General features: G+C 43.6%; 14 protein-coding genes. 1 reads left to right on the top strand and 13 read right to left on the bottom strand.

What is annotated here, in order from left to right; translation table 11 throughout:
- Window positions 1-49 precede the first annotated feature (49 nt).
- The 13 genes from M1E93_RS03975 to M1E93_RS03915 all read right to left on the bottom strand — a co-directional run bounded on the left by M1E93_RS03975 (window position 50) and on the right by M1E93_RS03915 (window position 13,270).
- Window positions 50-385, bottom strand: a complete 336-nt coding sequence (locus M1E93_RS03975; protein WP_004927336.1) for a hypothetical protein — start codon at window positions 383-385, stop codon at window positions 50-52.
- Between the two features lie 280 nt (window positions 386-665).
- Complete coding sequence (locus M1E93_RS03970) at window positions 666-1,613, bottom strand: IS30 family transposase (RefSeq protein ID WP_140035165.1); 948 nt, start codon at window positions 1,611-1,613, stop codon at window positions 666-668.
- A 312-nt stretch (window positions 1,614-1,925) separates the two neighbouring features.
- Window positions 1,926-2,810 (bottom strand): 4-hydroxyphenylacetate catabolism regulatory protein HpaA, encoded by an 885-nt coding sequence (hpaA, locus tag M1E93_RS03965; protein ID WP_004927338.1) that lies wholly within the window; start codon window positions 2,808-2,810, stop codon window positions 1,926-1,928.
- Window positions 2,811-2,885: 75 nt separating this feature from the next.
- Window positions 2,886-4,256, bottom strand: a complete 1,371-nt coding sequence (gene hpaX, locus M1E93_RS03960; protein WP_004927339.1) for a 4-hydroxyphenylacetate permease — start codon at window positions 4,254-4,256, stop codon at window positions 2,886-2,888.
- A 323-nt stretch (window positions 4,257-4,579) separates the two neighbouring features.
- A complete protein-coding gene (hpaI, locus tag M1E93_RS03955; protein WP_426207128.1) occupies window positions 4,580-5,386 on the bottom strand; it encodes a 4-hydroxy-2-oxoheptanedioate aldolase in 807 nt (268 codons plus the stop codon).
- A 10-nt stretch (window positions 5,387-5,396) separates the two neighbouring features.
- Window positions 5,397-6,200 (bottom strand): 2-oxo-hept-4-ene-1,7-dioate hydratase, encoded by an 804-nt coding sequence (gene hpaH, locus M1E93_RS03950; protein WP_004927346.1) that lies wholly within the window; start codon window positions 6,198-6,200, stop codon window positions 5,397-5,399.
- Window positions 6,201-6,302: 102 nt separating this feature from the next.
- Window positions 6,303-7,769 (bottom strand): NAD-dependent succinate-semialdehyde dehydrogenase, encoded by a 1,467-nt coding sequence (locus M1E93_RS03945; protein WP_004927350.1) that lies wholly within the window; start codon window positions 7,767-7,769, stop codon window positions 6,303-6,305.
- Window positions 7,766-8,992, bottom strand: coding sequence for a Bcr/CflA family multidrug efflux MFS transporter (locus M1E93_RS03940; protein ID WP_004927355.1), 1,227 nt, complete (start codon window positions 8,990-8,992; stop codon window positions 7,766-7,768). The genes M1E93_RS03945 and M1E93_RS03940 overlap by 4 nt, the downstream gene beginning before the upstream one ends.
- Window positions 8,993-9,001: 9 nt before the next feature.
- Window positions 9,002-9,382 (bottom strand): 5-carboxymethyl-2-hydroxymuconate Delta-isomerase, encoded by a 381-nt coding sequence (locus M1E93_RS03935; protein ID WP_004927358.1) that lies wholly within the window; start codon window positions 9,380-9,382, stop codon window positions 9,002-9,004.
- Window positions 9,383-9,391: 9 nt separating this feature from the next.
- On the bottom strand, window positions 9,392-10,273 hold the full coding sequence (gene hpaD, locus M1E93_RS03930) for a 3,4-dihydroxyphenylacetate 2,3-dioxygenase (protein WP_004927362.1): 882 nt from the start codon (window positions 10,271-10,273) through the stop codon (window positions 9,392-9,394).
- Window positions 10,274-10,407: 134 nt separating this feature from the next.
- The gene (gene hpaE, locus M1E93_RS03925) at window positions 10,408-11,874 is read right to left on the bottom strand and encodes a 5-carboxymethyl-2-hydroxymuconate semialdehyde dehydrogenase (protein ID WP_426207127.1); all 1,467 of its coding nucleotides are present in this window, start codon (window positions 11,872-11,874) and stop codon (window positions 10,408-10,410) included.
- A complete protein-coding gene (locus tag M1E93_RS03920) occupies window positions 11,874-12,641 on the bottom strand; it encodes a fumarylacetoacetate hydrolase family protein (RefSeq protein ID WP_004927367.1) in 768 nt (255 codons plus the stop codon). Before M1E93_RS03920 ends, hpaE begins: the two co-directional genes overlap by 1 nt.
- Window positions 12,641-13,270: a fumarylacetoacetate hydrolase family protein gene (locus tag M1E93_RS03915; RefSeq protein WP_004927370.1), complete on the bottom strand. Its 630-nt coding sequence runs from the start codon at window positions 13,268-13,270 to the stop codon at window positions 12,641-12,643. The genes M1E93_RS03920 and M1E93_RS03915 overlap by 1 nt, the downstream gene beginning before the upstream one ends.
- A 408-nt stretch (window positions 13,271-13,678) precedes the next feature.
- Between M1E93_RS03915 and hpaR the strand changes: the two genes are divergently transcribed.
- Window positions 13,679-14,131 (top strand): homoprotocatechuate degradation operon regulator HpaR, encoded by a 453-nt coding sequence (hpaR, locus tag M1E93_RS03910; protein ID WP_004927374.1) that lies wholly within the window; start codon window positions 13,679-13,681, stop codon window positions 14,129-14,131.
- The last annotated feature ends 14 nt before the right edge of the window (window positions 14,132-14,145 follow it).

Below are 14,145 nucleotides of genomic sequence, written 5' to 3'. Positions count from 1 at the left end.
ATCACTAACTCATAATGAGGTTTTATTATACTATAGGTAAATGAGTATTTTATTTTTTACTAATACTTGAAAAGAGTTCACTCAGTATAACAAGTTGCTCCGTATGAGAAGCTGAGTCCGCTGTATTATGGTAGTGATTATTTTTATAATTAAGGAAATGAGAAAACTCATTAATTGTTGAGTAAGACTCATTTGGTTGGGTTGGCTGGGGCTGAGTCGTTGATTCAGAAACCACTTCAATTTTCTCAGGTAATGGGAGTTCTTGCTTAATAGCCATATTAGATAATGGCTGTTCATCCTTGGATTGAGTGGTTTCTTCAATTTCAAGGAAAGAAAAATTATCCATTTTAAGCTGACGGCTTAATGAATTTAAATCATCGTACATAGTTAACCTTCACCCTGAGAATAACAAACACCATTACACGTAGAATGAGTGATTTTTACCATGGTCTTTTAGGTAAATCATCTTATTTTGATATAATATTTAGTTATAGAATTAAGTAAAAATACCTAATTGATTAATATGTAAATAATCTATAGAGATACGTTATATAACATCCTGATTTAATTTTAAAATATGATGTAATTGTGAAATTTGAATAAATAGTAATTGTTAATTTATTTCATTTTAATAGTTATGGCGGATTCAAGTCCGAAGTGCAACGCTAAGCCGCCTTTCTTAGCTCCGCAAACACCACCGAAGGTTGTCTGAACCCCAGACACTTGCGTGGCCTGCTGTTCAACGCTCCCTGATAGCGTTGTAAGTCTTCTTCTGTCACTGTCCGCAGGTCTGTTCCTTTCGGGATAAACTGTCTTAACAACCCATTCGTATTCTCGTTCAGCCCACGCTCATGCGAGGCATACGGATGGGCAAAGTACGTATCTGCGTTCAGTGCTTCTGCTATCGCCTTGTGCTCACTAAACTCTAGACCGTTATCGAACGTTATTGTGTGACATACATCCTGATACTCACTCAGCAGTGAGATAATGGCCTTACTGACTTCCACCGCATCCTTTGAAAACACCTTTTTTGTCAGGTAAATACGGCTTTTGCGTTCTGCCAGTGTCACGATAGCACCAGTGCCCTGTTTACCCTGCACCAAATCGGCCTCCCAGTCCCCCAGACGGCTACGGTCATCGACGACTGACGGCCGTAGCTCAATGGATACCGCATCAGGGATGCGCCCTCGTTTCTGCCCGTAGCCCTTACGATATCGCCGTTTGCCCTGCCTAAGATGCCTGTACAACTCGCCACCGCTACGCTTATCCGCATAGATATACTGGTAAATCCATTCATGGCTGACGCTAAGACCAATAATGCTGCCAATTGCACTTATTTGCTCAGGACTCCACTTCCACTCCAGAGCAAATATCACGAAATCTATGGTCTGCTGAGGAATTGTCCTTTTGGCAGATGACAGCCGCCTATCACAGCACTTCTGGTGTGCCTGTTGTGGGTTATAACCAGTATCTGAAGTGTTACGCCTCAGTTCACGGGAGACCGTGGACTTGCTTACACCGATACGGATACCTATCTCATGGCAGGATAAATTATCCTCACGCAGTATCGATATCTGGTATCGTTGTCCTTCGGTTAGTTGCTGATACTTCATACTTACTCGCTCATCTTTGGTCGGAAGAGCAGGATAGCTTATCAGTAGCTAACCGTCCTTCCATCTAACATGACCGAGCGTTGCACTTATTATCTGAATTCGCGTATTATTAATAAATAAAAATGACAATGAAAAATAGAAAATACGCATTGATTATTACTTATAGATATTAGTAATGAACAATTTATAAATAAAGCAGTTTATTAAACATTTTTATTATGGTTATTGCGATAAATAGCAGAGAAACGCGTTAATAGACAGCGTTAAAATTTTCAATAACCACGTGTCATGATTAAGTTTAACTATCATAGATTAGTGGATATTTTTATCTCGCCATTGGCTAGGGGAATCTCCAACTAAACGGTTAAAGAAGCGTGCAAAGTAAGCCGGATCTTTAAATCCAAGTTGGTAGGCTATTTCTGATACAGGGCTGTCACAAAACAATAGCATACGTTTCGCTTCTCGTAATATGCGGTCAAAAATCAGGCGCTTGGGTGGACGGTTAGCGAAACGTCGGCACATATCTTTGAGTCGAGATTCGGTAACACCCAGTTTGTCTGCATATTCGGGAACAGAAAGGTGCTCATGGTAGTGTGAATCAATAAGCTGGTTAAAACGTTGGAATAGGCGATGTTCTCCTCTTACACCACTAACTGGGTGGTCATCAAGGGGAATTGAGCGTAATAGGAAAGTAAATAGCGCTTGAGCTAAAGAGGATAATACCTGATCGCGTCCGGCGTAGCTATTGGCCGATTCGCGAGCCATTAGTGCCCAATAGTGATTAAAAGTTTCAAGGTCATCGGGTTTATCAGCAACAGACAAACAAATCGCAGGAATAGAGACTAAATCAGGGTTAGCAGGGTAAAGTGATTCTAATAAAGGGATGATTAAATCTTGGCGAACGGTCAGCACGTGCCCATCTGTATCTTCTTGAGTAAAAAAGGCATGAGGAACAGAAGGCGGCGTTAGAATAAATAAAGGGGCTTGGACTGAATAACGTAGGTCATCAAGTTGTAATGTGATATGACCTGTTTCAAGGTAGTGCAACTGAAAAAAGCCATCATGTCGATGTGCTTGCATATCACGGCCAAAAAAGGCGGCCATATTACCGAATGTTTGGTAATGAACATCATCATTCCCTTGTGTTTCATCATAATCTTTACTGATATCAATATTGGTTATTAATGATGACACCACATTCTCCCTTTACTCTGTTGGTTTCGAGCCGCAATACAGAGGATTGCGGCTCGACTATTTTGTTATCTTTGAATATTACGGTGTTGCTCTAGGACGTGAGCTTTTCATGGGGATAAATGCGACTAATAGCGCCCCAACGACCAACAACCCAGCGACAAAGTACAGCCCTGAATTGAAGCTACCTGTTTGGTCTTTTAGCCAACCAATCAGTAGTGGGCTGACCGCTGAACCAATATTACCTGTTGCGTTGATAACAGCAATACCAACAGCACGAGCACGTAAACTGATGGATTGGTCTGGCGTGGTCCAGAATACAGCCATTGCGGTAAATGAACCTGTCGATGCCATAATGATACCAATTAATTGGATGACAGGATGATGTGTCAGTGCCGCTAATACCCAACCTGCCGCTGCAAATAGGTAGGGGAGTGCGGTGTGCATTTTACGTTCTTGTAATCTGTCAGAACGCCGGCTCCAATACACCATACCAAGTATAGTACAGAACTGAGGGATAGCCGTCAGTAGGCCTATCATGGCGTTACTACTGCCTTCATTAAAGCTCTGCATAATTTGTGGCGTCCAGATATTAATGGCACTGAGCGTATTGGTCAGGCAGAAATAGGCCACGGTATACATTAAGACCACAGGGGTAAAAATCTCTTTCCATAAGCTAGTATTCTGTAATGCCGTATGGCTTTTCGAACCGTGCGGCTGAACCAATTCTAACTTATCTTGCTCCATCATTTCTTGAAGACTCTCTTTGTCTTCTTTCGTTAGCCATTTTGCTTTATCTGGCGAATCATCAAGGTAGAACCAGACCAGCACGCCTAAGATCACGGAAGGGAAACCTTCCAGCAGGAACAGCCACTGCCAGCCTTTTAGGTTTAAAATACCATCCATTTCGAGGATGTAACCCGATGCTAGGGAACCAAATGCCATTGTGACAGGCATGGCCACCATAAATAAAGCGTTAGCACGGGCGCGGAAATAAGCAGGAAACCAGTAAGTTAAATAAACTAGGATACCCGGTAAAAAGCCAGCTTCGGCGACGCCGACTAGCATCCGCAAAATATAGAGGCTTGTCGGGCCTGTTGCGAACATTGTGGCTGTTGAGGCGATGCCCCACAGTACCATGATGGTGGCAATCCAACGGCGGGCGCCCACAATACCCAACATAATATTGCTAGGTATCCCAAAAATAACATAGGTTGCATAAAATAGTGTGGCAGCAAGGCCAAACATCGTTGATGTCAGACCAATGTCTTTCCCCATAGTCAGACCCGCAAAACCGATATTAATGCGGTCAAGGAAAGAAAAAACAAATAATACAAATAAAAAGACAATTAGGCGGCGAAATAATTTTTTAATTACGCGTTGTTGTGGTTCAGTTAAATTTTTATGCTGTTCAGCAGGATTTTTTTCAGCAACATTGGATAAATTGCTCATTTTGTAATTCCCTCATTTATATGCATTTAATGCTATTATGGGTACAAAAAGCTCTTAGGCAGCCATATAACATGTCTGCCCCGTAGGTACAGGGTTGTTAATGTTGTTTTCCCTTAGCCACCAGATTGATATTTGTAGGGTAATTGGTTTGCCATATTCCAAGTTGTTTCATTATTCGCTCTTGCTCATCTATCCGAGTCACACAATAATCCATGCTCCTCGGCGATTTTTGCTTAGCGCTTAGAGACAAACTCGAAGTATTTACAACCGAAAGATCGAGTTATCTTAATGGCTTTGGGTGTTTACTACTGTATTGCAAATCACTAATACACACTGGGTGTGTTAGATGTCACTTCAGAAACGGTATTGCCAAAGCGAGCCGCTAATGCTTCTGCGCTACGCGCTAGCAATGTTGTATCCACACCAACCGCAACAAATAGTGCACCTAATTTTAAATAATGTTCAGCGACGTCTGGCGCTGCCATTAAAATACCAGGGGCAATACCCGCTGCACGAATTTGGACAATAGCCTTTTCGATGACTGCCTTCACTTCGGGATGATTTGGATTACCTGAATAGTCCATGTCTGCACTGAGATCAGCTGGCCCAATAAAGACGCCATCGATCCCTTCGACTTGTAATATTTCCGAAAGATTATTGATAGCTTCACGGGTTTCGACTTGCACAATGACACACATCTCATCATTGGCCCGTTGCAGATAATTAGGAATACGATTCCAACGTGATGCACGTGCTAGAGCGCTCCCCACACCGCGGATCCCCGCCGGAGGGTAGCGTGTGGCGCGAACAGCTTGCTGTGCTTGCTCTGCATTTTGCACCATAGGCAGTAATAATGTTTGTGCCCCAATATCCAATAACTGTTTAATAATGACAGGATCATTCCAAGGTGGACGTACAACCGGCTGCGATGGATAAGGTGCGATTGCCTGTAATTGAGTTAATATTGTTTGTACATTATTAGGAGCGTGTTCACCATCAATCAGTAGCCAGTCAAAACCTGCTCCAGCCACCAATTCAGCACTATATGAGCTGCATAGCCCCAGCCATAAACCGATTTGTGGTCGACCTTCTTTTAGTGCATGTTTAAATTTATTTTGTAGGATATCCACGATGATCTCCTTATACGAAGCGGCAACTAACGGAACCCATCACGCCGTAGTCCACATGAAATACATCCCCTTTACGAGCAGGAACCGGTCGAGTAAATGAGCCACCTAAAATGATTTGGCCAGCTTCTAGTTGGACGTTGTGTGGCGCGAGTTTATTTGCCAGCCAAGCAACCCCGTTTGCAGGGTGGTTAAGTACCGCAGCCGCGACGCCAGACTCTTCAATAACACCGTTACGGTACAGCAATGCACTGATCCATCGTAAATCAAGGTCGCGAGGTTTGATTGGTCTCCCCCCTAAGATCACCGCCGCATTCGCCGCATTATCTGAAATGGTATCGAATACTTTGCGTGGGCGCTTTGTTTCAGGATCAATACCGTGGCAACGGGCATCAATAAGCTCAAGTGCCGGTATGACATAATCAGTTGCGTTATAAACATCAAACAGGGTGCAGTTTGGGCCACTTAAGGGTTTTGCTAAAACAAATGCTAGCTCAACTTCAATACGTGGAACGATAAAACGATCTGTTGGAATTTCACAACCATCGTCAAAAAACATATCGTCGAGAAGTGCACCGTAGTCAGGTTCATCAATTTGAGAACTAGCCTGCATAGCTTTCGATGTTAAGCCAATTTTATGGCCTTTCAGTGAACGACCTTCAGCGATTTTTAGGCCAACCCATTCACGTTGAATAGCGTATGCGTCTTCAATGGTGATTTGTGGATGATCCAATGAAATCTGACGGATCTGTTCACGTGTTTTCTCGGCCTGATTAAGGCGCTGTGCAACTTGCGATATGACATCTTTTTGTAACATGCGAGTATTGCTCCTGTTGAACTCTGCTTATCACGCAAGAAACGTTGGGCGCTTTCTAACCCGCACTGCCAGATGGCAGTGCGCTAATCTGTAAAGGTCAAATTAGTTTGTAGATAGCCCACCGAAGCAGAGATATTTCACTTCCAGATAGTCTTCAATTCCGTAACGTGAACCTTCACGCCCCAGCCCTGACTGCTTAATGCCACCAAATGGGGCAACTTCATTTGAGATAATGCCTTCATTGATACCGACCATGCCGCTTTCGAGTGCTTCTGCAACACGGTAGATGCGGCCGATATCTCTAGAATAGAAATAGGAAGCCAGACCAAATTCGGTATCATTTGCTAAATCAATGGCTTCTTGTTCATCGCGGAACTTAAACAGAGGCGCCAATGGACCAAAAGTCTCTTCTTTGGCGACGATCATAGATTCAGTGACGTCTGCTAATACGGTTGGCTCGAAGAACAATCCGCCTAATGAAGCAGGTTTACCGCCTGCCAGTACGCGTGCGCCTTTAGAAACCGCATCTGCAATATGCTCGGTGACTTTATCAACCGCAGCTTGGTTAATCAGAGGGCCTTGTTGTGAATCGGCTTGAGTTGCTGGGCCGATTTTTAGCTCAGTGACTGCTTTTGCTAAGCGTTTAGCAAATTCATCATAGACGCCTTCTTGAACTAAAATACGGTTAGCACAAACACAGGTTTGCCCGCTGTTGCGGAATTTAGCCGCTAATGCGCCCTGTACGGCGGCATCAAGGTCGGCATCGTCAAACACGATAAAAGGCGCATTGCCACCGAGCTCCAATGATAGCTTTTTCACTGTATCGGCACATTGCGCCATCAGTAATTTGCCAACGCGTGTGGAGCCAGTGAAAGTCAGTTTACGAACAACAGGACTTGATGTGAGTACACCACCAATGGCTTTTGCATCTGTACCTGGCACGATGTTGAACACCCCTGCTGGGATACCAGCTTCTTCACCTAATGCTGCTAGTGCTAATGCTGATAATGGGGTCTCAGCCGCAGGTTTCAGTACCATCGTACATCCTGCCGCCAGTGCTGGGCCAACCTTACGGGTGATCATGGCATTTGGGAAGTTCCATGGCGTAATCGCAGCGACCACACCCACAGGCTGTTTAATCGTCACTAAGCGGCGACCAGGAAGTGGAGATGGGATTGTTTCGCCATAAACGCGTTTACCTTCCTCGGCAAACCACTCAATAAAGCTTGCACCATAGGCGATTTCACCCATTGATTCTGTGATGGATTTGCCTTGCTCCCAACTGAGTAGCTCTGCAAGCTCTTTTTGGTTTTCCATCATCAATTGGAACCACTTATTAAGAATTTGGCTACGCTCTTTGGCACTTTTAGCACGCCAAGCGGGTAGGGCTTTTTCCGCAGCATCAATCGCTTGTTGGGTTTGTGCTGCACCTACATTACTGACTTTTGCAATGACTTCACCGTTCGCAGGGTTAGTGACATCGAATTGACTATTGTCGTTGGCGTTAACCCATTGACCGTTGATATAAGCCTGCTGGCGGAATAAGGTAGAATTGACATTGATACTCATTTTTCTTTTTTCTCCGAAGGCACTGAGACTAACTGTGAGCGGACATTTTTAGCCGAGAAACGTTGGCTTGTGAAACTTAATCCGGCACAGACAGCCATAACCAGTGCCATAGCAAATGGGGATTCATCCTGTAGTACAGAAACTGCAACACTTGCCAGCGCCGCCAATGCAAATTGAATCGAAATAGCAAGCGCACTGGCGCTACCGGCAATTTTTCCTCGATGCTGCAATAACAGTGATAAGCTATTTGTACCGATAGCATTGACCATCGATAAAAACAGCACCACCAGAATAACAATAATAGGCAGGCTTTGCTGGTAGAAAATGAGTAGTAATAGCCCAAACAGTAATTGCGCACCACTTTGTAGGCAGAGTATGCGAGTTAAACTGTATACTTTGAGCAGTCTGACATTCAGTAGTAATACCACTATCATCCCGAGAATATTACAGCCGAATAATAAACCGTAGTGCTGCTCCGATACGCCAAAATAGTTGATATAAACAAAGGGAGAGCCGCTGATAAAGGCAAACATACCCGCAAAAGAGAATGCCATCGTACCGATAATACTCAGTGCTTCTCTATCGCTTAAAACTTGAGCGTAATTTTGAAACGCGACACTGAGTAAATTTTTAGATTCTTTCTGCGGTGTCAAGGTTTCAGGAAGCAAGAAGAAAATACAACTTGCAGAACAAAGACCTATCAGTGCAAGAAGATAGAAGATCGCTTGCCACTGAAAGTGAATTAATAAAAAGCCACCGAGTAGGGGAGCCAGTAAGGGCGCTATCATAGTGACTAACGTCATCAAAGATAAAACTTTAGGCAGTTCACCTGTTGGGTAAACGTCTCGAGCAATGGCTCGTGCCATGACAATGGCGGCTCCACTACCGAAGGCTTGTAACGCACGAAAAGCAATTAATGCGTCAGCCGAAGAGGCTTGCGCGCACAGTAAACTTGCGAGCGTAAAAATAGTTAGGCCACTTAACAGCATCTTACGGCGACCAAGAATGTCGCTGAGTGGCCCATAAAACAACATGCCAATACAGAAGCCAGCAAAGAATGCGCCGAGTGTATACTGCATCTGCCCTTGGCTCGCCTGGAGGTCATTTCCCATTTGCGGCAGAGCAGGCAGATACATATCTATCGATAATGGCCCAAATGCAACCAGTGACCCTAATAATGGGATCAAGTAGCGAGGGATCTGTTTATCGAATGGCGTCGGCATCAGGCTTCCTTATTTAAATAAAGCGTGAACATTGTTTTGTTTGTAATTCAACACGGGATCAAGCTCTTCCATGGTAAATGATAGAGCGAGATACCTATCACTCATTAACTGAGCAAAGTGTTCTTTGATGAGGGTAAAGAGCATCTCACCTGTTTTTTGACGATCTTCAAGAGAACGCCCTGAACCAATTTTGAGTGTCATATGGACAAAGGCGTAATCATGTTTACCATCAGCCATCTGCCAAGTATCTAACCAAATAGCACGGCTACGAATGCCGCCTAAAGGAAAAATACCAGTTCCTGCTAATGCACTATTTACCTTAGAAAATAGCTCAGGCAAATTCGCTTGTTCACGGATATTGTCGGTACACTCAGCAATAAAATGCGGCATGACGACTCCTTACGCACTGACTTTTTGTTTATCGGTGATATAGCTTGGCAACGGGAAAATAGCGTTAATTTGTCCGGTACCTGAACTGGCGAACAAATCGGTCAGCACTTCAACTTTTTCTGCATATTTATCCCAACCTAGCATGCCTAATAGCATCACCGTATCGTGCATATGACCTTCGCCATAACAGTAGTCGGCGTATTCCGGTAGCATCTTACAGAACTCACTAAAACGGCCTTCACGCCACAATTTGACGACACGCTTATCCATTTGCTCATCAAATTCACGGGTATAATTGTTCATCCCTTCTTCTGCACGATGGTCATCAATAAAGCGATGCGATAATGAGCCACTCGCGAGTACGGCAACCGTGCCATCATATTTTTCGATGGCTGTGAGTACGGCTTCGCCTAATTTACGGCTGTCTTCAAAACTGTGAGAGGTGCAAAATGCAGAAATAGAGATCACTTTAAAGTGGCGATCACTATTCATATAGCGCATAGGAACTAAGGTGGCATATTCTAACGTTAGGCTTGGGATTTCGTGGGATTGAGCACGAACGCCAAGTTTACGGGCTTCTTCACCGATCATGCGACCAAGCTCGGAGTTACCATCATATTCATATTCCATATCACGAATAAAATGAGGGAGTTCGTTACTCGTATAGATCCCTTTAAAGTGATCGGCACAGTTGATGTGATATGCACTGTTAACTAACCAGTGAGTATCAAAAACAATAATAGTATCAACACCAAGTTCGCGGCAGCGGCGGCTGATCTCTTTATGACCGTCAATGGCGGATTGGCGGCAGCCATGATGTTTGCCGGGTAATTCTGACAAGTACATGGATGGAACATGCGTTATTTTTGCCGCAAGTGCTAATTTACCCATAAGTTTTTACCTCCCCCGTGATATTTCGAGCTGTAGCGTGTGAGTGATTTTTCGCTACAGCCCGAATTATTTAGGGCATAAGTTAGATTAAATATTTATTATTGAATTTCCAATAAACTAAATATCTCAATAAATTAAACACCCCAACGAGGAATGTTGTGATCCCCGAAGGAAATACAAACGTTCTTCATTTCTGCAAAAACTTCAAAGCTATATTCACCGCCTTCACGACCAACACCAGAGGCTTTAACGCCACCAAATGGTTGACGTAAATCACGTACGTTTTGTGTATTAACAAACACCATACCGGCTTCAATGTTGCGTGATAAGCGGAGGATCTTGCTGACATCTTGTGTCCAAATATAAGATGCGAGACCATACTCAACATCATTTGCCATACGTAGGCCATCTTCTTCTGACTTGAATGGGATCAAGCAGGCAACTGGCCCAAAGATCTCTTCTTGCGCAACACGCATACGGTTATCGACATCTGCTAATACGGTCGGGCGTAAGAAGTTACCATTTTTCAGATGTGCAGGTAGGTCGGTTGGCTTGTCTGGGCCACCAGCCAGTAATGTTGCCCCTTCTTCTACACCAAGGCGAATATAGCCGGATACCTTGTTCCAATGCTGTTCACTGATCAGTGCACCAACTTGTGTTTTTGGATCCGTTGGGTCGCCGACAATTAGGCGATTAGCGCGCTCAGCGAAGCGCTTAACAAATTCAGGGTAGATACTTTCTTGGATGAAAATACGAGAACCGGCAGTACAACGTTCACCATTAATTGAGAAAATGGTAAACAGAGCCGCATCTAATGCACGTTCGATATCGGCATCTTCAAATATCAGAACAGGGGATTTGCCGCCAAGTTCCATCGAATATTTTTTCAGACCCGCGTTTTGCATGATCACGCGGCCTGTTGCTGTTCCACCAGTAAAGGAAACGGCACGAACGTCATGGTGTTTGACTAGAGCGTCACCTGCTGTGCTGCCGTAACCTTGCACAACGTTAAGTACGCCAGCAGGGATCCCCGCTTCTAATGCCAGCTCACCTAAACGGTTTGCTGATAATGGTGACAGTTCAGACATTTTTAAAACAGCGGTGTTACCTAGGGCTAAACAAGGTGCTGTTTTCCATGTTGCCGTCATGAATGGCACGTTCCAAGGGGAGATCAGTGCACAGACACCAACAGGTTGGATTAGGGTGTAGTTCATCATTTTGTCGTCAACAGGGTAGGTACGACCATTCATCTGTTGGCAGACTTCGGCAAAAAACTCAAAGTTATGTGAAGCACGAGGGATCAACACATTTTTGGTTTGATGAATTGGCAAACCTGTATCCTTAGTTTCCATTTCTGCAATTTCAGGTACGTTTTGGTCGATCAATTCACCAAGACGGCGCATCAAACGAGCACGCTCTTTCATTGGCGTATTAGCCCATTTAGGGAATGCCTCTTTGGCTGCCGCAACGGCTTGATTTATTTCATCTTGACCACCAGAAGCCACTTCAGCGAGTACTTCACCTGTTGCAGGGTTGGTGGTTTGGAAATATTCTTTGCTGGCAACATTTTTGCCATTGATCCAATGGTTAATCTTAGTCATTACACTCGTTCCTCATATTCTTTTTCGCTGACAATATAGTTAATCAGCCGGCCTACACCCTCAACTTCAACGATCACTTCATCACCAGGTACGACATCAGAAAGGCCTTTTGGTGTTCCTGTTGCGATCATGTCACCCGGTTGCAGTGTCATAAAATCACTGAGATAGGAAATTAAAAATGGGATATTGAAAATGAGATCAGCAGTGGTTCCTTTCTGGCGCAACTCACCGTTTACATAGGTATATAGCGCAAGGTTATGGGGATCTTTAACCTGATCTTTATCGATAACCCATGGACCGATAGGCGTTAAAGTGTCACGGCTTTTAACACGCAGGTTGGGGCGATAGTAATTTTCTAAATAGTCACGGATCGCATAATCATTACATACGGTGTAGCCTGCAACATAATCCATCGCATCTTCTTGTGATACTTTGTATGCCGCTTTACCAATGACCACAACAAGCTCTGACTCATAATGCATATAGTCAACATTATCGGGGCGCACCGAAACTTGGCGATGGCCTGTTAATGTGTTATCTGCTTTGATAAAAATCAGAGGCTCTTCAGGTGGCTTGAAATCAAGTTCAGTAGCATGGTCGGCATAATTTAAGCCCAGTGCGAACAGTGTGCCTCTAACAGGAGGTAACCATTCAACATTAGCATCATCGCCTGCAATAACTTGGCCATTTGGTAATGTGATTTGCTCGTTTTCACCAACCGTAACGGAATACTCAGTACCTTGGTAACGAATTTTTGCGTGTTTCATTATTGTCCTCCTGCCACAACAACGTTATTGCTTAGGCTCGGAAAGCCTTCTGCTTGAACAGTGACTTCATCACCAGGCTGAATGGTGACGCGTTGATGAGGCGTGCCCATCAGTATCACATCACCCGCTTTTAACGTGGCAAATTCACTGAGTGCGGCAACTAACTCACTGGCATCACGAACCAGATCTTTTGTAGACCAACGGTCAGCTTCTTTACCATTGATGAGGGTGATAATGTCGACAGGGGCAGTTAATGTTGTTTCAACCATTTCCCCAATAGGGCAGAAACTATCACAGCATTTTGCTTTGATAGCAGGACGATAAAATGAGTCTTCAGGTAGGCTGACTTCATTTGCTAATGCAAAGCCCGCAATATAATTTTTGGCTTCTGACTGGCTGACTTTACGTGCATCTTTACCAATAACCAGTGCTAGCGTTGCACCACTTTGCACCACTTCACCGGCAGGGTGCAAAATAGGCTCCCCTGAATTGATCCGAGTATTACGCGGCTTTATAAACCACACAGGTGTTTTTGGTGGGGTTTTATAAGGGGCTTGCCCGAATGCCTCATGCCAGTGAGCCACTTGGCTTTGATGATTGAGGGCAACGGCAAATACAGTGCCTTTCATTGACAACTCCTTATTAGGAAAACGATGATTTCGAATGATTGTTAATATATTAATAATGTATAAAGTGGTAATTGGCAATAGGCTAGAGAAATTGTTAATTTTAATTGTGATCTCTTTAACATATTCAGAAGGTTTTTATGTAACCTATTGATATTCAGTATTTTGATATTTTTTTTGAATTTTTATTGTAACTTTTTATTAACTTTTTGGTTTGCTGTTGAATTGTTTACTCATTAATATTTTGGGGTTTTTCTTTGTGATTGTTATTTTACCGTGCTAACCTTGGTTTTAAGTGGATAGAATAGGCTATCACTAAGGGTAAATTTGCGGTGTAAAGGCGCAATAGATTGTGTAATACCAATTTAATTGGTATTAAATAAACATTTTAGAGTGGTGAGTTTTAAACTTATGCATGAATCATTGACAATTGCATTATTACAGGCAAGAGAGACCGCAATGGGGTTCTTTCGCCCTATTTTAAAGTCATACAATTTGACTGAACAGCAATGGCGTATTATCCGAGTACTTGCCGATAAACGCTCTATTGATTTCCATGAGTTATCAGTTCAAACCTGTATTCTTCGTCCAAGTTTGACAGGGATTTTGACTCGTATGGAGCGGGAAGGGTTAATTTTTCGCTTAAAGCCACTCAATGATCAGCGTAAGCTCTATGTTTCTCTGACGCCTAGTGGTCAAACATTGTACGATAAAGCACGTCAAGAAGTGGAAGAGGGCTATCAAAAAATTGAGCAGGCATTTTCTCAGGAGAAAATGCAACAATTAACCGCACTGCTGGATGAATTAATTGCTTTAGAAAGTCCTGATTACAGCCATATTGCGGATAAAAAAGAGAGCGCTTAGGGCGAATTTCGCAT

Origin of the sequence: Providencia sp. PROV272 (assembly GCF_049901975.1) — a bacterium.
Lineage (GTDB): Bacteria > Pseudomonadota > Gammaproteobacteria > Enterobacterales > Enterobacteriaceae > Providencia > Providencia stuartii.
This window is presented reverse-complemented; position numbering and strand designations above follow the sequence as displayed.